We start from the raw sequence: 18,603 nt of genomic DNA on the forward strand, positions 1-18,603 counted from the left end.
GTGAAGTGGAGGTGCGGCGATGATGCGGGCGATCCGAGGAGCGATCCAGGTCGGTGCCAACGACCGGGACGAGATCCTCTCCGGCGTCACCGAGTTGGTGACGGAGGTGATGGGGCGCAACAGGCTCACCACCGATGACGTGATCAGCGTGATCTTCACGGCCACGCCCGATCTCACCGCGGAGTTTCCCGCTCTGGCCGCCCGCAAGCTCGGCTTTCACGACGTTCCGCTGATCTGCGCCTCCGAGATCGACGTTCCCGGCGCGCTGCCCCGCGTGGTGCGGCTGATGGCCCATGTCGACGTCGATCGGCCCCGCCAGGACATCCAGCACGTCTACCTTCGTGGCGCGGTCGCCCTGCGCGTGGACATCGCCCAGTGAATCCCACGTGCGTCACCATTTCGGAGGAACGCGCGTGAGCGGTCTCGAAAGCGTCCTGGTCGTCGGTACGGGCCTGATCGGCACCTCGATCGCCCTGGCTCTTCGCGAGCAGGGCGTGGCCGTCCATCTGGCCGATCGCGACGCGGGATCCCTGCGGCTGGCGCGGGAGCTGGGCGCCGGTGTCGAGTGGGCCGAGGGCGTGACCGTGGACATCGCGATCATCGCGGTCCCGCCACAGGCGGTCGCCGGGCAGCTCGCCGCCCTGCAGGGCGCCGGAGCGGCCCGTTTCTACACCGACGTGGCGAGCGTCAAGGCGCTCCCGATCAGGGAGGCCGCGAGCCTCGGCTGCGACCTGACGACCTATGTCGCCGGGCACCCGCTCGCCGGACGTGAGCGCTCCGGCCCCGCCGCGGCGCGCGCGGACCTGTTCCTCGGGCGCCCGTGGGCGCTGTGCCCGACCGAGGAGACCTCACCGGACGCCGTGGAGGCCCTGCACGGGCTCGTCAAGCTGTGCGGGGGCGAGGCGGTCAGGATCGCCGCCGCGGAGCACGACAGGGCCGTCGCGGTCGTCTCGCACGCCCCCCACGTGGCCGCCTCGGCGGTGGCCGCCCGCCTCGCGGAGGCGCCGGTCACCGCGCTCGGCCTCGCCGGCCCCGGGGTGCGCGACGTCACCCGCGTCGCGGCGAGCGACCCGAGGCTCTGGACCGGGATCCTGTCGGGTAACGCGCTGCCGGTGGCCGAGGTGCTGGAGGCGGTGGCGGCCGACCTCGCCGCCGCGGCGGCCTCTCTGCGTGCCTCGGCGGTCTCCGCCGATTCCGGCGCGATGACCCGGGTCACCGATCTGCTGCACCGGGGCGTCGCGGGTACGGGCAGGATTCCCGGCAAGCACGGTGGTCCCGCGCGCACCTACGCGGTCGTCCAGGTCATCATCGGCGACCGTCCCGGCGAGCTCGCCCGGCTGTTCCAGGTGGCCAAGGAGGCGGGCGTCAACATCGAGGACGTCCGGCTTGAGCACGCCCCCGGTCTGCCGCTGGGCGCCGCCGATCTGTGGGTGCAGCCTGAGGCGGTGACGGCGCTGGCCGAGGCGCTGCGCGCGAACGGCTGGCACCTGCCGTGATCCTCGCCCCTGCGTGATCACGCGGTGTTCGCACGACGATCCGCCAAGGGCTCGGTGGAGCCCGCCGCCGGACCCGCCCCGCCCTTCGGGGGATCTCGCGTGAGGCTCGCTCATATCCGGGTGGGCCTCGCGCATCCCGCGTCCTGAGCGGGCCTGTCCCGCAAGGCTCGCTCATCTCCGGAGCGGGCGCCCCTGTTCGATGCGCGGTTCCTTCCCGCCTCCCGGTAGCCTCGTACGGACAACTGAAGCGGGCTGTAAGGGAGAGGCGTCGTGACCGGACTGGTCGTCGCCATGGACGGTCCTTCGGGATCGGGTAAGTCGAGCGCGTCGCGAGGAGTGGCGCGAGCCTTGGGGCTTCGTTATCTCGATACCGGCGCGATGTACAGGGCGATCACCTGGTGGATGCTTCAGCGGGGCGTCGACCTCGCCGATCCCGAGGCGATCGCCGCCAGGGCGCTCGACCCGGTTCTCACGCTGGGCACCGACCCGGACGCGCCGGTGGTCGCGGTCGACGGCGTCGACGCCCTCGCGCCGATCCGCACCGCGGAGGTGACCGCGGCCGTCTCGGCGGTGAGCGCGGTGCCCGAGGTGCGGCGCCGTCTGGTGGCCGAGCAGCGTGAGATCATCGGCGAGGGCGGCATCGTCGTCGAGGGCCGTGACATCGGCACGGTGGTGGCGCCCGACGCCGCGGTCAAGATCTACCTGACCGCGAGCGCGGACGCCAGGGCCCTGCGTCGTACGGCGGAATTGAGCGGCACCACGGTGGACGCCCAGCGGGCCGCGATGGCCCGCCGCGACACCCTCGACTCGACCAGGAAGGCAGACCCGCTGGCGAAGGCGGCCGACGCCGTCGAGCTCGACACCACGGCGCTGAACCTCGAAGAGGTCATCGCCGAAATACTGCGTGTGATTAAGGAAAAAGCGTGACCGGGGAATACGACGACGACAACGGCTGGATCGACGCGGAGCTCGCCGATTCAGGGACCGATGACAGCTCGCAGCGGGAGGCGGGGCCCGACACCTCCCCGCAGCCGGTCGTGGCCGTGGTGGGCCGCCCCAACGTGGGCAAGTCCACCCTGGTCAACCGGATCATCGGCCGCCGGGAGGCGGTCGTGGAGGACGTGCCGGGAGTGACCCGCGACCGGGTCACCTACGACGCCACCTGGCGGGGGCGCCGGTTCACGGTGGTCGACACCGGAGGCTGGGACCCCGACGCGACCGGCATGGCGCTGAAGATCGCGGAGCAGGCCCAGATCGCGGCCGAGCTGGCCGACGTGATCCTGTTCGTGGTCGACGCCGTCGTGGGCGTGACCGACGCGGACGAGATCGTCGGCCACGTGCTGCGCGGATCGGGCAAGCCGGTCATCCTCGCCGCCAACAAGGTCGACAACCAGCAGATGGAGCTGGAGGCCGCCGGGCTGTGGTCCCTCGGCCTGGGCGAGCCGCAGCCGGTCTCGGCCCTGCACGGCCGCTCCAGCGGCGACCTGCTGGACGTGATCCTCGACAAGCTGCCCGAGACGCCCGAGCAGCGCTTCGGCCCCGAGCGCGGTCCGCGCAGGGTCGCCCTGGTCGGCAAGCCCAACGTGGGCAAGTCCTCGCTGCTGAACAAGCTGGCGGGTGCCGAGCGGGTGCTCGTCGACCCGATGGCGGGCACCACCCGCGACCCGGTGGACGAGCTGATCGAGCTCGGCGGCAAGACCTGGCGCTTCGTCGACACCGCCGGAATCCGGCGGCGCGACCGTGAGCTCAAGGGCGCCGACTTCTACGCGAGCATGCGCACCCGGGGGGCCCTGGAGCGCTCGGAGATCGCGGTCGTGCTCATCGACGCGAGCGAGGTGCTGACCGAGCAGGACCTGCGGATCATCTCCCTGGTGATCGAGTCCGGCCGGTGCATGGTCGTGGCGTTCAACAAGTGGGACCTGCTGGACGAGGACCGCCGCTACTACCTGGAGAAGGAGATCGACCGCCAGCTCGTCCGCGTGCCGTGGGCGCTGCGGATCAACATCTCCGCGAAGAACGGCTGGCATGTCGACCGGATCGTCCCCGCGATCGAGAAGGCGCTCGACTCCTGGTCGACCCGGGTGCCCACCGCCAGGCTCAACGCCTTCCTGACCGACCTGGTCGCGGCGACGCCGCCTCCGGTCCGCAGCGGCAAGCAGCCCAAGATCCTCTTCGCCACGCAGGCGTCGACGGAGCCGCCGAAGTTCGTGCTGTTCACCTCGGGCTTCCTGGAGGAGACCTACCGCCGCTTCATCGAGCGCCGGATCCGCGAGGAGTTCGGTTTCGCCGGGTCGCCCATCGAGGTCACCATGAAGATCCGCGAGAAGCGCCAGGGGCAGAAGAAGTAAGAGCCTCACCGCGAACGGCCCGGCCCACGCCGGGTCGTTCGTCGTTTCCTGAGGGTCAGGCGCCGATCGGGGTGCCGAGGAGCCAGGGGAGGGTGAACTCGTCGTCGTGGGTCACCCCGTCGAGGAACGCGTGCCATTCGCCGAGTGTGTAGGTGACGGTGGTTGTGGGCGGGGTGTCGCTGTCCTGGATGGTGACGCGGTCGCCGTCGAAGCCGATGAGGAGGTGGCCCGCGAAATGGACGGGGGTGCCCAGCTTCCGCGGAGCGAGATCGCCGGCGTGCACGTGGTCGAGGAGGGTGAGCCAGGTTTCCGGCGTGACGGCGATGACGGGACCATGGGGGGAGGGGTTGTTGGAGTTGTGCAGCCAGACGACGGTGCCGTCGAAGCGTGCTTCGACGCAGTTGCTCTGAGCGCCGCTGCGAGCGCTTTTACGCCAGATACCGCCCCAATTCTGACCGCCAGCCATACTCGGCACCCTTTCTTGAATGAATTGTGCCGATTAGAGCGTAACTGCTATCTCTCGACGAAAACTGAGCAATTGAAGGCGTGGGGGTGGCGGGTCAGGGTTCGATCAGGCCGGCGCGGATGGCGTAGCGGGTGAGGTCGAGCCGGTCGCGCATGCCGAGCTTCTGCAGGATGTTGGCGCGATGCCGGTCGACGGTCTTCACGCTGATGAAGAGGGTCTCGGCGACCTGCTTGGCGGAGTTGCCCTCGGCGATCAGCTTGACGATCTCCTCCTCGCGCGGGGTGAGGATGCTGTCGGGCATGCTCTGCCCCATCCTGTCGCGCTGCAGGTAGTGCCTGATCAGGGCGGTGACGGCGCCCGGGTAGAGGAACGGCTCGCCGCGCATCGCCGCCCTGCACGCCTCCAGCAGGTCGCGGTCGGCCACCGACTTCAGCACGTAGCCCGAGGCTCCCGCCTTGAGCGCCTCGAAGAAGTACTGCTCGTTGTCGTACATCGACAGGATCAGCAGCCGGATGCCGGGGGCGCGCCGTGAGATCTCGCGGGCCGCCTGCAGGCCGGTCATGCGAGGCATCGCGATGTCGAGGATGGCGAGGTCGACCCCCTCGGGGGTGGCCGCCTCCACCGCTTCGGCGCCGTTGGCGGCCTCGGCCACCACCGTGAGGTCGGGCTCGGCGTCCAGGATGAGCCGCAGTCCGCGGCGGACCAGGGCGTGGTCGTCGGCGAGCAGGATCCTGGTGGGGCTCGAGACGCTTACAGGGGTCACGGGGGTCCCGGGGGTCACAGTGCTCATGAGGGTCTCCGTTCGGTGTCGGCGACCGGTACGGTGAGGCGGACGTCGGTGCCGCCGTCCTGCGGAGAGGTCACGGTCAGCTGGGCGCCGATGAGCAGGGCGCGCTCCCGCATTCCGCGGATCCCCGCCCCGTCCTGGCGTACGCCGCCGCGGCCGTCGTCGGTGATGCGCAGCTCCAGGAGGCCGGGCCGGACGGTGAGCGACAGCTCGACGCTGGACGCCTTGGCGTGCCTGGCCGCGTTGGTCAGGCCCTCCTGGGCGATGCGGTAGAGGACCAGCTCGACGTCCTCGCTCAGCGAGGGCAGGTCCGCCTCGACCCTGCGTGTCACGGGAACGCCGGTGCTCTGGGAGAAGTCGCTGCTCAGCGCGCTGAGGGCGCTCTGCAGGCCGAGGTCTTCCAGGACGCCGGGACGCAGGCGTCGGGCGACCTGCCCCACCTCGTCCAGGCTCGCGCGGACGCTCTCCTGCACCGCGTGCAGGTCCTCTCGCAGATCTTCAGGCGCTCGGTTGGCGGCGTGTTTGAGGCTCAGCAGGACCACGGTCAGGCTCTGGCCGATCTCGTCGTGCAGCTCGCGGGCGATGCGGCGTCGCTCGCCCTCCTGAGCCGCGAGGGCGTGGGCGCTGCTGGCGCTGCGTTCGGCCTCCAGCCGGTCCAGCATCGCGTTGAAGGTGTCGATCAGGTGGGCGAGATCACGATTGCCGCCGCTGGGCAGCCGATCATGGGGATGCAGCAGGTCCACCCGCTGCATGAGGGCGGTGAGCGCGTCGAGCGGTGCCAGACTGGTGCGCAGGAGCAGGGCGTTCGCCGTCAGGATCACCGCCAGGCCGACCGTCAGCACCGGGATCTCGGTCAGGAGCACCGGGGAGGAGACGGTGGCCGGTGAGAGGGCGAGCACCAGCGTACCGACGGTGAAGACCAGCCCGTTGATCGCGAACAGCCGCCTGAACAGGATGCGCCCCGGACTGCGCGCCCCTGCTTGACGGTGGGTGCGTTCGCTCATCTGACCAGCTTCCTCGTTGCGGCACGGGCCTGTCCATTCGGGGTGCCTCCCATACCCCTGTGCCGTCCCTACATGTTTCACCCCTGCTCAGATGGGTGCCGACCCCAATGGCGGAGAAGAGGTGGGACCGATGGGATGAAAGGGCGGCGAGCACCGGCAGACGGGAGAGGGCCATGGGTACGAGCGATGTCGGCATTCTCTGGCTGGACGCCGTCACCCGCGACGGTGTCACGATCACGGTGAACGCGGCCGCCCGAGCCTTCATCGCCGATCCCGTGGCGTGCGCCTCCTACCCGGGCTCACCGGACGCCGCCAAACTCGCCGCCGTCGAGGCGGAGGTCCGCGACTACGTCGGGCGGCGCGACCTGTCCCGGCTGTCCAAGCGGGTCGACCTCGTCTGCGCGGCCGGCGACGAGGCACGCCACTGGGGCGTCGAGGTGGCACTGGTGGCGATCACCCGCGTCGAGGTGCGGCGCCGCGAGGACCTGATCCGCTGGGCGGAACGAATCGCGTCGTGACGGCGACCACGAGTGGAAGGAAGTGATCGCCGATATGGACATCACCCGCACGACCGTACCCGGTACGGGAACCCTGTTTCACTTCGCCACCCGAGACGGCCAGCGACTCGCGGTCATGGTGGAGGGCGACGGACCGCGGCGGCTTCTGGTGTACGGCGCGGGCGACGAGCCGGCGCAGGCCATCGCGCTGGAGCAGGACGAGGCCGACCAGATCGCGCAGGTCCTGCACAGCCGGTCGGTGGACGACAGGCTCGCCGCCCTCGAACGACGGATGGCCGACATCGCCAGGGCCACGAAGGCCGCAGGGGTCACAGGGAGCACAGGAGGGGCCTCGTGAGCACACCGCCCGCGGTACGCCACCTCCTCCGACGGGAAGGTGCCATGCAAGCGCGCGACATCGCGGTGACCATTCCGACGGTCACCAGGGGTGACTCCGTCGCGAAGGCGGTCAGGATCATGGTGATCGGCCGCCTGCCGGGGTTGATCATCGTGGACGACCTCTCGCGGCCCCGGGTGGTGCTTCCCGGCACCCAGGTGCTGCGGCTCGCCGTGCCCGGTTCCTACCAGGAGGATCCCGCCCTCGCCAGGACCATCGACGAGGACTACGCGGACCAGTTCTGGCAGGATCTGGGTAACCGCACGGTCGGTGACTGCCTGCCGCGCGATGCCACCAGGCCGGTGACCGTCTCCGCGAGCGCGAACCTGCTCGAGGTGGCCGCGCTGATGGCCAGGACGCGCAGCCCGATCGTGGCCGTGGTCGACCGGGACGCCTCGCTGATCGGGGCGATCACGCTGGAGCGGCTCCTCACCAGCCTGGCGGTCTTCGGTCTCGGTGAGTCTTGAGCGCCCTGCTCGCCCTGTCGATCTTTCTAGTCGCGTTCTTCTTCATCGCCACCGAGAAGGCCAACAAGGTCAAGGTGGTCCTCATCGCCGCCGGTGTGATGGCGGTCCTGGGGTTGATACCGGGTTCGGAGGTCTTCTTCTCCGAGCACGAGGGCATCGACTGGAACGTCATCTTCCTGCTGCTCGGAATGATGATCATCGTAGGGATCATCAAGCAGACGGGGATCTTCGACTACCTGGCGATCTGGGCCGCCAAGCGGTCCAAGGGCGATCCGTACCGGCTGATGGTCATGCTGATGGTGATCACAGCGATCGCCTCGCCGTTCCTCGACAACGTCACCACGATCATGCTGGTGGCGCCGGTCACGGTGGTCGTGTGCGACCGGCTGCGGATCCCGGCTCAGCCCTACCTGATCGCGGAGGTGCTCGCCTCCAACATCGGTGGCGCGGCCACCCTCATCGGGGACCCGCCCAACATCATCATCGGCAGCCGGGCGGGGCTCACGTTCAATGACTTCCTGGTGCACATGGCACCCATCGTGGTCGTCATCTTCGCCGCGTTCGTCCTGCTGACCAAGGTGTTGTTCAGGAGCTCCTTCCAGTACAACCCCGAGCACGTCTCCGCGGTGATGGCACTGCAGGAGAAGCGGGCGATCACCGATCCACGCCTGCTCGTGCGGTGCCTGGCGGTGCTCGCCGTGGTGGTGGTGGGGTTCGGGATGCACGCGGTGGTGCACATCGAGCCGTCCATCGTCGCCCTCGTGGGAGCGGGGGTGATGCTCCTGATATCGCGCCTGTCGGTCTCGGAGGTGCTGGCGGAGGTCGAGTGGCCGACGCTGGTGTTCTTCATGGGACTGTTCGTGATGGTCGCGGGTCTGGTGCAGACCGGTGTGATCGCGACGATCGGGACGTGGGCCATCAACGTGGTCGGCGACGACTACTTCCTCGCGGCGACGTCGCTGCTGTTCGGCTCCAGCGTGCTGGGGGCGTTCTTCGACAACATCCCCTACGTCGCGACGATGGCACCGGTCGTCGAGGGGATGGTGGCGCAGGCCCCCGACCCGGCGACCGGGCAGGCGCTGTGGTGGGCGTTCGCGCTGGGCGCCGACTTCGGCGGCAACGGTACGGCGGTCGCGGCCAGCGCGAACGTGGTCGCGATCGGCATCGCGGCGCGGACGGGACATCCGATCAGCTTCTGGCAGTTCACCAAGTACGGGATCGTGGTGACGGTGCTGAGCACGCTCATGGCGTGGGTGTACGTCTGGCTGCGTTACTTCACCTGACCGCCTCGCGGGGCTGGTTCCGGTCCGCGTCGGGGGCCGGAACCGGGCCGGTCCGTGTCGAGGTCGTGCCCGGTTCGGGATCGTGTCCGCTTCCGATCTCGACCCGCGCGGCCGGGTCCGCGCCCGGTTCCGGCTCGTGCCCGGTCGGCGCGGGTGTCGAGGTCAGGTCCGGTCGGCCTGCCGGGACCCGCGGGGCAGGAGCAGCGCGACCAGTGCGCCCACCCCGCACAGGACGGCCGTGATCAGGAAGATCTCGCTGTACTCGATGTGCAGCGCCTCCTTCACCTTCTCCTGGTACTCGGCGAGCCGCCCGGCGTACACGACGGGGTCCACCCCGAAGGGCAGCGGCGTGTCCAGGTCGGCGGTGAGTGACTGGAAGCGGTGGAAGCCCCACGCGGACAGCGCGGCGACGCCGAGCAGCATGCCCATCATCCGGGCCACGACCACCGCCGCCGAGGCCACCCCGTGCTGGACGGCGGGCACGGCCCGCAGCACCGCGGAGGAGACCGGTGCGATCACCAGGCCGAGACCCAGGCCGGCGACGACGAGGTCGACGTCCACGCGGTATCCGGCCGAGGCCAGGTCCAGGGGCCACTGGCCGATGCGCGCGTACCCGGCCGTGGCCACCGCGAGCCCGAGCACCGTCACCGCGCGCTCGCCGTAGCGGCGGGCCATCACGCCGCCCACCAGCGCGGCGACCGAGAGCGCGACGAGGAAGCGCGACAGCACCAGGGCGCCGTCCAGGCTGTCGAGCCCCAGCAGCGTCTGCGCCGACAGTTGCACGTCGACCAGGGTGACCAGCAGCGCGGCGCCGGTCAGGAAGCTCACCCCGAGCGTGGCGAAGAACGGGCCGCGCCGCACCCCCGTCATGTCGATCAGCCGGGTCGCGGAGCGCCACTCCCAGGCGACGAACGCCGCGCCGGACACGACCCCGGCGACGATCATGGGCATGCCCCACGGGGGGAGGACCGACCGGCCGGGGTCGGGGTTGTAGAGACCGGCCACGAGCAGGCCGAGTGAGAGCGCGAGCAGCAGCCCGCCCACCACGTCGACGCGCCTTCTCACCCCGGGTTCCCTGTCGCGGGAGGGCGGCGGCACCGACCGCTGCACGGCCACCGCCGCCAGGGCCACCAGCGGGACGTTCAGCCAGAAGATCGACCGCCAGCCGCCGAGTTGCACGCCGCCGATCTGGAGCCCGGCGGGGACGAGGGCGGCGAGGGCGGCGCCGTACAGGGGACCCAGCACGCTGCCGAGTTCCTGGGCCGACCCCACCGCGCCGAGCGCCACAGGGCGCTCGTCCTCCTCCCACAGGTCCCCGATCAGGGCCATGGTGATGGGCAGCAGCGCGCCGCCCGCCACTCCCTGCAGGGTCCGCCCCGCGACGAGCCAGGGCACGGTCTCGCCCAGCGCGGTGATCACCGAGCCCGCTGCGAAGCCCGCCAGGCACAGGTGGATGAGCGGGCGCCTGCCGTACCGGTCGGAGAGCTGGCCGAGCAGCGGCATGGCCGCGATGTAGCCGAGCAGGAAACCGGTGACGATCGGGGTGGCCCGCTCCAGGTGGTTGAGCGGAACGTCGACGTCCCTCGCGATGTCGACGAGGACGGTCACCACGACGTAGGCGTCCAGGGCCGCGAGCAGCACCGCGGTGCCGCCGACGCCGAGGGCGGTCCGTCGCCGGGTGGGGAGGGCGTCGCCCGAGACGGCGTGGGTCATCTGCGGGTCACCGTGCGGGTCACCGTGCGGGTCACCGTCACTCCGTCGGAGCGGTGATCTGGACCGGCACGTCGTAGTCGCCGAAGGTCACGATCACCTTGCCGTCGGTCAGTGGCAGGTCCGCCTTGAGCAGCCGGTTGGTGGCCTTGTCGATCCAGAGCACCGCGTCGACGTTCTGCGTGAGACCGGGCACCATCGTGGCGAGCACCTGCTGGGAGAGCGTCGCCGAGACCCGGTAGGTGTCGACGCCGTCCAGCTTCTCCGCCGCCTGGGTCTTCGCGTCGAGCGCGTTGGTCAGTAGCTGTACGACGCCCTTCTCCGGGTTGAGGATGGCGGACGGGTCGTAGATCGCCGCCAGCTGGCTCCGCGACATCTGCTGGAAGCCGCCGGTCACGCCCTTGAAGTGGACGGTCTCCCCGATCAGCACGAAGTTGATCTCCTGGAGACTGCCCAGTACGTCGATCTGGAGGGTGCCGTCCGCGTCGCCGGTCCCGCTGAGACGACCGGAGGCCTTCTTGACCGGTACGGGCGGGGTGCCCTCGGTCTCCAGGGAGAAGGTGGCGGACTTCACGGAGCGCGTCGCCTCCGCGGACTTCTTGACCAGATCCGCCCCGCTGGGAAGGGCTGTCGTGCCGTCGGAGGCACCGCCGCCACTGCATGCGGTGACCAGGGATAACGCGGCGATCACCGCGGTGATGAGGATCCGGCGAGCAGACATGGGCGGATCGTAACGACCTTCCGGTCTACTAACGAGGAACGACCGGTATCGGTTTCGCGTCAGCGGATGCTTTTGAGGTGCTTGACCACCGGCGCGTACGCCGCTTCCAGCTCGATCAACTGGTCGTCGGTGAGCAGGTCGATGAAGTGACGGCGCACGCCGGCCACGTGGTGGGGCGCGACCTTCTGGATGGTGGCCCAGCCGTGCTCGGTGAGGACGGCGAAGGTGCCGCGCCTGTCGTCGGCGCAGGTCTCCCTGGCGACCAGACCGGCGGCCTCCATCCGGGAGATCTGGTGTGACAGGCGGCTGCGGGACTGGATCGTGGCCTCCGCCAGATCACTCATCCGCATGCGGTGACCGGGGGTCTCCGAGAGGTTCACCAGGATCTCGTAGTCGTTGAACGAGAGCCCGAAGGGCTGGAACTCACGGTCGAGGCGATGCTCCAGGAGCTTGTGCGCGGCGAGGTGGGCACGCCATGCCCGCTGCTCGACGGAGGACAGCCAGCGAGGCTCCTGATCTTTCACCGGCCGCTCACCACTTTCGTTCACCGCGCGTGTGACCACGACTCCGACGGGTTCACCCCCCAGTCGACCACTCCGCTCGCCGGGCGGGGCTTGCTTCGCGGTCATAGATCAGAATCTACCTCAGAAGGCGTCGTTCGCTCGTGGTGGCTGTGCGGCGAGGTCCATCCATCTCTCCACCTCGTCGGGGTGGCGGGGCAGCCCGGCCGACATGAGGCGGGCGCCGTCGGAGGTGATGATCAGGTCGTCCTCGATGCGCACGCCGATACCGCGAAGCTCCGGCGGAAGCGTGAGGTCGTCCGGTTGCAGGTAGAGGCCGGGCTCGACGGTCAGCACCTGTCCCTCCTCCAGCACACCGTCCAGGTAGACCTCCGAGCGGGCCCTGGCGCAGTCGTGCACGTCCATGCCGAGCATGTGACCGCTGCTGCACAGCGTGTAGCGGCGGTACAGGCCGCTGCCGGGCTCCATCGCCTCGTCCGCGCCGATCTTCAGCACACCCCAGTCGTGCAGTCCCTCCGCGATGACCCTCATGGCCGCGCGGTGGAAGTCGCGAAAGCTCACACCGGGGCGCAGGGTGGCGATCGCCGCCTCCTGGGCCTCGTACACCAGCTCGTAGACCTGACGCTGGACCGGGCTGAAGCGCCCGGAGAGCGGGAGGGTCCTGGTGATGTCGGCGGTGTAGAGGTGGTCGGTCTCCACACCCGCGTCGAGGAGCAGCAGTTCGTTCGCGTCCAGCCGCCCGTCGTTGCGGATCCAGTGCAGGACGCATGCGTTGGCGCCGGAGGCCACGATGCTGTCGTAGCCGACCGCGTTGCCCTCCAGGCGGGCGCGGAGGCCGAAGACCCCCTCCAGATAGCGTTCGCCGCGCCGGTGTCCCAGCGCGGCCGGCAGGGCCCGCACCACGTCCTCGAACCCGCGCGTGGTGGCGTCGATCGAGAACTGCAGCTCGGCGACCTCCCACTCGTCCTTGATCAGTCGCATCTCGGACAGGAACGTCTCCAGCTCCTCGTCGCCGTCGCCGGGGGAGACCCGCGCGTCGACGGACGCGTCCACCCCGCGCAGCACCCGCGCCGGTCCGCCGAGCACGTCGTCCAGCCTGTCGATCGGCGCGCAGGCGATCTGGTGCAGGGCTTCGGCCTCGGCCAGGTCGGGGCGGCGGCCCACCCAGAACTCGCCGTAGCGGCGGTCGCGGTAGAACTCCTGCCCGGCCTCGCCCGGCGCCGATCTCGGTGAGCGGGGGCGCAGGAACAGCGTGGCCTCCCCCGAGGGCTCGACGACCAGCACGTCGTCGGGCTCCTGGTCGCCGGTGAGGTAGGCGAAGGCGCTGTGCGCCCGGAACCGGTAGTCGCTGTCGTTGCTGCGGACCTTGAGCGTGCCGGACGGGACGACCAGCCGCTCGCCGGGAAAGCGGGCGGCGAGCGCGGCGCGTCGCTTGGCGGTGTAGGCGGCCTGCGGCAGCGGGGCCAGGTCGTCGCGGTGCGTGTCGGCCCAGCCGGTGTTCATGAACGCGGCGAGGGCCTCGGAGACCGGCAGGTCGTGGCTGCCGGTGTTGAGCTTCTGGGTCATCGTGTTCCCGGGAGCGGAGGTCTCTGGTCGCCCCCACGCTAGCCCGGAGCGGTGCGGCCCGCACACCCGGCGCGTACCGGGCCGCACGGAGGACACGGAGGACACGGAGGACACGGGGGAGCACGGGGGAGCACCGGGGAGCACAGGGGGCCGTGGGTCAGCCCACCGGGACCCGGTACTCCCTGGCCAGGTCGGACGTCGCGGCCTCCTCGAAGACGACCGCGCCGCCCAGGGCCGCCTTGTCCGGCTTGGCCACGTACGACAGCAGCGAGGCGGGCCTGTCGAAGGTGGTGAAGTCCATGATCGTGCCGAACTCCTCGCCCCAGGCCGACTGGCCGCGGTGCGCGGCGACCACCGCCGCCCGGGTCAGGTCCTTGCCCTCGCAGGCCTTCTTGAGCGCGTCGACGACGATCGCCGCCGCCGAGTAACCCGCGGGGACGCCGCTGTCGATGGCCGTGTCCGGATATTTCGCCGTATAGTCGGCGGCCAGCTTTTTCAGGGCGGGCAGTTCTGAGCTGATCGGCGTGCCGGCGGTCATGTAGTAGAAGTCCTTCAGCAGGGCGGGCCCGGCCGGAGTGGGCAGCAGTTGCGGGGAGTAGGCCGAGTTGCTGCCGACGAACGGCACGTCCATGCCCTTGGCGAGCGAGACACCGACGAGCGAGGCGGTCTGCCTCGGGCCGACGGAGACGAGGACGGCCTTGACGCCCTCCGCCTTGAACGCGGCGACCTGGGCGCTCATGTCCTGGTCGGTGGCCTTGATCTTCTGTTCCACGAGCGTGAGGCCGAGCTTCTCCGAGGCGTACTTGGAGCCGTTGAGGGCGCTCTCACCGTAGTCGCCCTCGAAGTACAGGTGCCCGATTCTGTCCCCGGACCTGAGGCCCTTCTCCCTGGTCAGGAAGTCAACCCCGTTGATCATGTCGATGTCGTAGGTCGTCCCGGTGACCTGGATGGCCCTGCTGCCGAGCAGCCCGGTCGCCCAGGCCTGCGGGAGGGTGAGCATCTGGTCGGTCTCGATGCGCTGCTTGAGCGCGTTGACCATGGGCGAGCCGACGACGTGGGCGAGCGCCACCACCTTCGGGGCGATCTCGGTGTAGGCCGCGACCGCCTTCTGCGCGTCGTAGCCGTGGTCGCGCACCAGAGCCTCCAACTGCCGTCCGCACACGCCCCCGGCCGCGTTCGCCTGCTCGAAGTACAGCTGCTGCGCCTGGGTCAGGCTCTTGCCGAACGAGGCGTACGGGCCGGTGAGGTCGGTCATCAGACCGATCGTGATCTTGTCGGCGGTGACGCCGGGTCCCGTCTTCACACCGTCCCCCCCGACGGCGGAGGGGGCGGAGGCATCCCCGCCGCCCCCGGTGGCCTTCTCGCTGGCGCACGCGGTGACGGTCAGGGACAGGGCGGCCAGGGCGGCGAGCGCCGCGACGCCTCGGACCGGGGTTCTTGGGATTCCCATGTCATCAGTTCCTTGTGTCGGGGGAGTCGGGGGACGGCGGCGGCGATGGCGGGGCCTTCGTCGCCGCGGGAGCCGGGGAGGTGGGAGCGGAGGAAGCGGGGACGGGGGAAGCGGGGACGGGGGCGAGCCGCCGACCGGCGGCCGGGCGCAGGCGTCCGGCGAGGCCGAGCAGCCCGCCGGGCAGGAAGAGGACGATGACGACGACGGCGGCGCCGTACAGGACGCGGGCCGCCTCCGCGGGCGAGACTCCGCCGGAGCCCGGCTCGGCCACCAGCGGCAGGGCGTCGCTGTAGCGGCTGAGCAACTGGGGGAGCATCGAGACGAAGAACGCGCCGATCACCGCGCCCGCGACGGAGCCGAGTCCACCGATGACGATCATCGCAAGGTAGTCGAGGGAGAGCAGCAGGCCGAAGTAGTCGGGCACGGTGCGCTGGAAGATCAGCGCGAGCAGGACCCCGGCCAGCCCCCCGTACATCGACGAGAGCACGAACACCCCGGCGCGGTAGCGGGCCACGGGCACGCCCATCACCCCGGCCGCGATCTCATGGTCACGGATGGTGTTCATGGCCCTCCCAGGACGGCCGCGCAGCACCCCTCGGGCGAACAGCGCCGCGCCGGTCAGCAGGACCAGGCCCAGGAACCACAGCCGCTCCAGCGAACCGAAGGGCACTCGCGCGACCACCAGTTCGGGGGTGTCGGCGAACACGAACCCGAACAGCTCCATCGGTGGTACCGGGCGCCCGTTGTACCCGCCCGTCACAGGTTCGGCGTTGAACAGCACGTGCTGGCCGACGAAGATCAGTGCGAGGGTGGCGATGCCGAGGTAGGCGCCTTTCAGGCGTCCCGCGATGGGGCTGAACACGCCGCCCGCGACGCCCGCCGCGAGCACCGCGAGCAACGCCGCCACGGGCGTGGGCAGGCCCAGGCCACCGAGGGCGTGTGCGCCGCCCTCCGGCTCGGAGGCGAGGTAGACGTAGGCGTACGCGCCGACCGCCAGGAAGAAGGCGTGTCCCATGGACAGCTGGCCGGTGGCACCGGTCAGCAGGTTGACACCGATCGCCCCGATCGCCGCCGACATCGCGAAAAGTCCGGTCTGCAGCCAGAAGCCCTCCAGGTAGAACGGTACGGCGACCGCCACCACGGCCAGTGCGGCGCAGGAGAGGATGATCTTTCTAGACACGTGCCGGCTCCCTCGTCCCGAACAGTCCCGCGGGGCGGATGAGCAGGACCACGATCATCACGAGGAACGGCGCGACGTCGCCGATGCCGCGGCCGAGGAAGGCGAGGTCGTTCTGGTAGCCGCTCATCATGGCCTCGGTGACACCGATGATCAGCCCTCCGGCCAGCGCCCCCGTGGTGGAGTCGAGGCCGCCCAGGATCGCCGCGGGGAACGCCTTCATCGCCGCGAAGGCGGTGCCGCGGTCCAGCCCCGGGGTCGGGAAGACGCACAGGAAGAGCGCCGCGACGGCGGCGAGCGCCCCGGCGACCGCCCAGGCTCCCATCGAGACCCGCCCGCGCCGCACGCCCATCAGCGCGGCGGTCTCCGCGTCCTCCGCGGTGGCGCGCATGGCGATGCCCCAGTTCGTGTGCTTGAACGCCAGCAGGAACGCGGTGATCAGGGCCGCCGCGACGGCCAGTGCGACCACCCGGGTCTGGGCGACGCTGACGTCACCCAGGTGCAGCACCCGGTCGCGCCAAGGGTCGCCCATGGCGAGCACGTCGGTGCCGATCCGCCTGGTCAGCTCGGTCGTCAGCACGATGTCGACGCCGATCGTCACGATCGCCAGCACGCTGTGCGAGGCGGTGTTCGCCCTGCGGACGACCAGGAACTCGATGAGGGCGCCCACGGCGGCCGCACCGGCGACGCCCAGCAGCAGGGCGGTCCAGAAGCCCACCGACGGGTGCGTTCCGGCCACGATGAAGCCGCCGACCAGCAGTAGCGAGGCGTGCGCGAAGTTCACCACCTCGGTCGCCTTGAAGATGATGACGAAGCCCAGGGCGATCAACGCGTACACGGCTCCGACGGAGATCCCGTTCACCAGGAGTTCGAGAAAAGTGATCACGGAGCGACCTCCCCGTCCCCGCCCGCCGCGCTTCCGGCGTTCGTGTCCTTGCCCGTCGTGTTCTCCGCGCTCGCGTTCTCGACGGTCGTGTCCTCGGCGGTGGGAAGCACCGCGGTCGCGCTCTCGACCACGGTGCTTTCCACCGCCGCGCCCAGGTAGGCGCGGACCACCTCCGGATCGTTCTGCACCTCGCGGGGTGACCCGTCCGCGATGCGCCTGCCGAAGTCCAGGACCGTCACCGCGTCGGCGAGCCGCATGACGATCCCCATGTCGTGCTCGACCAGCAGGATCGAGATGCCGAGGCTCTCCCGTACCGCGACGATCAACTCGGCCATGTCGCGGCGCTCGCCGCCGTTCATGCCGGCGACCGGCTCGTCCAGCAGCAGCAGCCGGGGTTCCATGCACAGGGCCCGTGCCAGCTCCACGCGCTTCTGCACGCCGTACGGCAGCAGTCCGGCGGGCGTGGCCAGTCGTTCGGAGAGCCCGACGAACGCGGCGATCTCGGTCACCCGCTCGCCGTGCTCGGCCGCCTCGCGCCGGGCCGCCGGCAGTCGCAACCCGGCCGAGAGGAACCCGGCGCGGGTCAGCCGGTGGCGGCCGAGCATGAGGTTGTCCCTTACCGACAGGCGCGGTGACAGGGCGATGTTCTGGAAGGTGCGCGCCACGCCCAGGGCGGCGACACGGTGCGGGGCCAGGGAGGTCAGTTCCGCGCCGCCGAACCGCACGCTGCCCGAGGCGGCCCGGTAGACGCCCGACAGGACGTTGAAGAAGGTCGACTTTCCCGCCCCGTTGGGCCCGATCACCGCGTGGAGGCTGCCGGGCTCGACGGTGAAGCCGACCGCGTCCAGCGCGGTGAGCCCGGCGAAACGCACGGTCACGTCACGCACGTCGAGCCGGGGAATGTAAGGGGCCGTACCATCCGGTTGGTATGTGTCGCTCACGCCGACCACCTCGCCAGCGCGGGCCGAGCCGCCTTCCGCGTCCCACGTGCCGCGACCGGGGAGGTGTCCTCGATGCCAAGGTAGCGACGGCGCACCTCGTCGCTCGCGGCGAGTTCCGCGGCCGGCCCCGACAGCACCACCTCGCCGACCTCCAGCACGTAGGCGTACGAGGCCAGGGACAGGGCCATCGCGGCGTTCTGCTCCACCAGGAGCACGGTGGTGCCGTCGGCGTTGATCTCGCGGACGGTCTCGGCGATCCTGGCGGCCATCAGCGGCGCGAGACCGAGGGTGGGTTCGTCGAGCAGCAGCATCCTGGGCCTGGCCATCAGCGCGCGGCCGATGGCGAGCATCTGCTGCTCCCCGCCGGACAGCAGGCCCGCGCGTTGTCCGGCGCGCCCGGCGAGCACGGGGAATAGCGTGAGCACCCTCTCCCTCGCCTCGGCCGCCGACCGCCGGTCGGGTGCGCCGAGGGCGCCGGCCCGCAGGTTCTCCTCGACCGTCATCCGCGCGAAGACCTTGCGCCCCTCGGGTACCTGGACGACGCCCCCCGCCACGATGGCCGAGGTGGCGGCGCCGGACAGCCGTGCGCCGCCGAACCCGACCTCGCCCGCGGTGATGCCGCCCCGGTGGAAGCCGAGGGTGCCGGAAACGGCGCGCAGCAGGGTCGACTTCCCCGCGCCGTTACCGCCGAGCACCGCGACGACCGAACCGCGCGGGACGCTCAGCGAGACACCCCGCAGGGCCGGGACCGGGCCGTAGCCCACCGCCAGATCCCTGACGGCCAGCCCGGAGTCCCCGGGAGGGCGAGGGGCGTGCACGTCCATGTGTGCCTCCTGACAGCCGATGAACGCACCCAACCGAGACGCTTCACCGGCGTCCAGAGGGC

Annotated in this window: 20 protein-coding genes; 8 read left to right on the forward strand and 12 right to left on the reverse strand. The window is 70.6% G+C overall.

What is annotated here, in order from left to right:
- Nucleotides 1–19: 19 nt before the first annotated feature.
- The 4 genes from aroH (at nucleotide 20) to der (ending at nucleotide 3,844) form a co-directional block, all read left to right on the forward strand.
- Entirely contained in the window at nucleotides 20–379 is a 360-nt protein-coding gene (aroH, locus tag ABT352_RS29610; RefSeq protein ID WP_350948236.1) for a chorismate mutase, read from the forward strand.
- Nucleotides 380–413: 34 nt separating this feature from the next.
- The gene (locus ABT352_RS29615) at nucleotides 414–1,496 is read left to right on the forward strand and encodes a prephenate dehydrogenase (protein WP_350948237.1); all 1,083 of its coding nucleotides are present in this window, start codon (nucleotides 414–416) and stop codon (nucleotides 1,494–1,496) included.
- A gap of 291 nt (nucleotides 1,497–1,787) precedes the next feature.
- On the forward strand, nucleotides 1,788–2,423 hold the full coding sequence (gene cmk, locus ABT352_RS29620) for a (d)CMP kinase (RefSeq protein WP_502992904.1): 636 nt from the start codon (nucleotides 1,788–1,790) through the stop codon (nucleotides 2,421–2,423).
- Entirely contained in the window at nucleotides 2,420–3,844 is a 1,425-nt protein-coding gene (gene der, locus ABT352_RS29625) for a ribosome biogenesis GTPase Der (RefSeq protein ID WP_350948239.1), read from the forward strand. The genes cmk and der overlap by 4 nt, the downstream gene beginning before the upstream one ends.
- A gap of 55 nt (nucleotides 3,845–3,899) precedes the next feature.
- On the opposite strand, the gene ABT352_RS29630 is transcribed toward der, so the two are convergent.
- The 3 genes from ABT352_RS29630 to ABT352_RS29640 form a co-directional block, all read right to left on the reverse strand.
- Complete coding sequence (locus ABT352_RS29630) at nucleotides 3,900–4,310, reverse strand: DUF397 domain-containing protein (RefSeq protein WP_350948240.1); 411 nt, start codon at nucleotides 4,308–4,310, stop codon at nucleotides 3,900–3,902.
- 94 nt (nucleotides 4,311–4,404) lie between these two features.
- Nucleotides 4,405–5,100 carry a response regulator gene (locus ABT352_RS29635; RefSeq protein ID WP_350948241.1) on the reverse strand — a complete coding sequence of 232 codons (696 nt, stop codon included), beginning with the start codon at nucleotides 5,098–5,100 and terminating at the stop codon, nucleotides 4,405–4,407.
- Entirely contained in the window at nucleotides 5,097–6,101 is a 1,005-nt protein-coding gene (locus ABT352_RS29640) for a sensor histidine kinase (RefSeq protein WP_350948242.1), read from the reverse strand. The genes ABT352_RS29635 and ABT352_RS29640 overlap by 4 nt, the downstream gene beginning before the upstream one ends.
- A 173-nt stretch (nucleotides 6,102–6,274) precedes the next feature.
- Between ABT352_RS29640 and ABT352_RS29645 the strand changes: the two genes are divergently transcribed.
- Genes ABT352_RS29645 through ABT352_RS29660 form a run of 4 tightly spaced genes read left to right on the forward strand, consistent with a single transcriptional unit; the run spans nucleotide 6,275 to nucleotide 8,745 of the window.
- Entirely contained in the window at nucleotides 6,275–6,619 is a 345-nt protein-coding gene (locus ABT352_RS29645) for an SPFH domain-containing protein (protein ID WP_350948243.1), read from the forward strand.
- Nucleotides 6,620–6,653: 34 nt separating this feature from the next.
- On the forward strand, nucleotides 6,654–6,956 hold the full coding sequence (locus ABT352_RS29650) for a cation:proton antiporter regulatory subunit (RefSeq protein WP_350948244.1): 303 nt from the start codon (nucleotides 6,654–6,656) through the stop codon (nucleotides 6,954–6,956).
- A gap of 44 nt (nucleotides 6,957–7,000) precedes the next feature.
- Nucleotides 7,001–7,462: a CBS domain-containing protein gene (locus ABT352_RS29655; RefSeq protein WP_350948245.1), complete on the forward strand. Its 462-nt coding sequence runs from the start codon at nucleotides 7,001–7,003 to the stop codon at nucleotides 7,460–7,462.
- Nucleotides 7,459–8,745, forward strand: a complete 1,287-nt coding sequence (locus tag ABT352_RS29660) for an ArsB/NhaD family transporter (protein WP_350948246.1) — start codon at nucleotides 7,459–7,461, stop codon at nucleotides 8,743–8,745. The genes ABT352_RS29655 and ABT352_RS29660 overlap by 4 nt, the downstream gene beginning before the upstream one ends.
- A gap of 162 nt (nucleotides 8,746–8,907) precedes the next feature.
- On the opposite strand, the gene ABT352_RS29665 is transcribed toward ABT352_RS29660, so the two are convergent.
- The 9 genes from ABT352_RS29665 to ABT352_RS29705 all read right to left on the reverse strand — a co-directional run bounded on the left by ABT352_RS29665 (nucleotide 8,908) and on the right by ABT352_RS29705 (nucleotide 18,541).
- Nucleotides 8,908–10,458: an MFS transporter gene (locus ABT352_RS29665; RefSeq protein ID WP_350948247.1), complete on the reverse strand. Its 1,551-nt coding sequence runs from the start codon at nucleotides 10,456–10,458 to the stop codon at nucleotides 8,908–8,910.
- A gap of 37 nt (nucleotides 10,459–10,495) precedes the next feature.
- Nucleotides 10,496–11,176, reverse strand: coding sequence for an LppX_LprAFG lipoprotein (locus ABT352_RS29670; RefSeq protein ID WP_350948248.1), 681 nt, complete (start codon nucleotides 11,174–11,176; stop codon nucleotides 10,496–10,498).
- 59 nt (nucleotides 11,177–11,235) lie between these two features.
- Nucleotides 11,236–11,700 carry a MarR family winged helix-turn-helix transcriptional regulator gene (locus tag ABT352_RS29675; protein WP_350948249.1) on the reverse strand — a complete coding sequence of 155 codons (465 nt, stop codon included), beginning with the start codon at nucleotides 11,698–11,700 and terminating at the stop codon, nucleotides 11,236–11,238.
- Nucleotides 11,701–11,820: 120 nt separating this feature from the next.
- A complete protein-coding gene (locus ABT352_RS29680; protein WP_350948250.1) occupies nucleotides 11,821–13,263 on the reverse strand; it encodes an aminopeptidase P family protein in 1,443 nt (480 codons plus the stop codon).
- A 157-nt stretch (nucleotides 13,264–13,420) separates the two neighbouring features.
- Nucleotides 13,421–14,713, reverse strand: coding sequence for an ABC transporter substrate-binding protein (locus ABT352_RS29685; protein ID WP_350948251.1), 1,293 nt, complete (start codon nucleotides 14,711–14,713; stop codon nucleotides 13,421–13,423).
- 4 nt (nucleotides 14,714–14,717) lie between these two features.
- Entirely contained in the window at nucleotides 14,718–15,893 is a 1,176-nt protein-coding gene (locus ABT352_RS29690) for a branched-chain amino acid ABC transporter permease (RefSeq protein WP_350948252.1), read from the reverse strand.
- Complete coding sequence (locus tag ABT352_RS29695; protein ID WP_350948253.1) at nucleotides 15,886–16,776, reverse strand: branched-chain amino acid ABC transporter permease; 891 nt, start codon at nucleotides 16,774–16,776, stop codon at nucleotides 15,886–15,888. Before ABT352_RS29695 ends, ABT352_RS29690 begins: the two co-directional genes overlap by 8 nt.
- Nucleotides 16,773–17,717, reverse strand: coding sequence for an ABC transporter ATP-binding protein (locus ABT352_RS29700; protein ID WP_502992903.1), 945 nt, complete (start codon nucleotides 17,715–17,717; stop codon nucleotides 16,773–16,775). The genes ABT352_RS29695 and ABT352_RS29700 overlap by 4 nt, the downstream gene beginning before the upstream one ends.
- A complete protein-coding gene (locus ABT352_RS29705) occupies nucleotides 17,714–18,541 on the reverse strand; it encodes an ABC transporter ATP-binding protein (RefSeq protein WP_350948254.1) in 828 nt (275 codons plus the stop codon). The genes ABT352_RS29700 and ABT352_RS29705 overlap by 4 nt, the downstream gene beginning before the upstream one ends.
- Nucleotides 18,542–18,603: the final 62 nt, after the last annotated feature.

Source organism: Streptosporangium sp. NPDC000563, from assembly GCF_040299985.1.
Classification (GTDB): Bacteria; Actinomycetota; Actinomycetes; order Streptosporangiales; family Streptosporangiaceae; genus Streptosporangium.

Excerpts from the sequence above, each read along its gene's own strand:
- aroH (WP_350948236.1), top strand. The coding sequence starts at position 20 with ATGATGCGGGCGATCCGAGGAGCGATCCAGGTCGGTGCCAACGACCGG.
- cmk (WP_502992904.1), top strand. The coding sequence starts at position 1,788 with ATGGACGGTCCTTCGGGATCGGGTAAGTCGAGCGCGTCGCGAGGAGTG.
- ABT352_RS29630 (WP_350948240.1), bottom strand. The coding sequence starts at position 4,310 with ATGGCTGGCGGTCAGAATTGGGGCGGTATCTGGCGTAAAAGCGCTCGC.
- ABT352_RS29635 (WP_350948241.1), bottom strand. The coding sequence starts at position 5,100 with ATGAGCACTGTGACCCCCGGGACCCCCGTGACCCCTGTAAGCGTCTCG.
- ABT352_RS29640 (WP_350948242.1), bottom strand. The coding sequence starts at position 6,101 with ATGAGCGAACGCACCCACCGTCAAGCAGGGGCGCGCAGTCCGGGGCGC.
- ABT352_RS29645 (WP_350948243.1), top strand. The coding sequence starts at position 6,275 with ATGGGTACGAGCGATGTCGGCATTCTCTGGCTGGACGCCGTCACCCGC.
- ABT352_RS29650 (WP_350948244.1), top strand. The coding sequence starts at position 6,654 with ATGGACATCACCCGCACGACCGTACCCGGTACGGGAACCCTGTTTCAC.
- ABT352_RS29655 (WP_350948245.1), top strand. The coding sequence starts at position 7,001 with ATGCAAGCGCGCGACATCGCGGTGACCATTCCGACGGTCACCAGGGGT.
- ABT352_RS29665 (WP_350948247.1), bottom strand. The coding sequence starts at position 10,458 with ATGACCCACGCCGTCTCGGGCGACGCCCTCCCCACCCGGCGACGGACC.
- ABT352_RS29670 (WP_350948248.1), bottom strand. The coding sequence starts at position 11,176 with ATGTCTGCTCGCCGGATCCTCATCACCGCGGTGATCGCCGCGTTATCC.
- ABT352_RS29680 (WP_350948250.1), bottom strand. The coding sequence starts at position 13,263 with ATGACCCAGAAGCTCAACACCGGCAGCCACGACCTGCCGGTCTCCGAG.
- ABT352_RS29685 (WP_350948251.1), bottom strand. The coding sequence starts at position 14,713 with ATGGGAATCCCAAGAACCCCGGTCCGAGGCGTCGCGGCGCTCGCCGCC.
- ABT352_RS29705 (WP_350948254.1), bottom strand. The coding sequence starts at position 18,541 with ATGGACGTGCACGCCCCTCGCCCTCCCGGGGACTCCGGGCTGGCCGTC.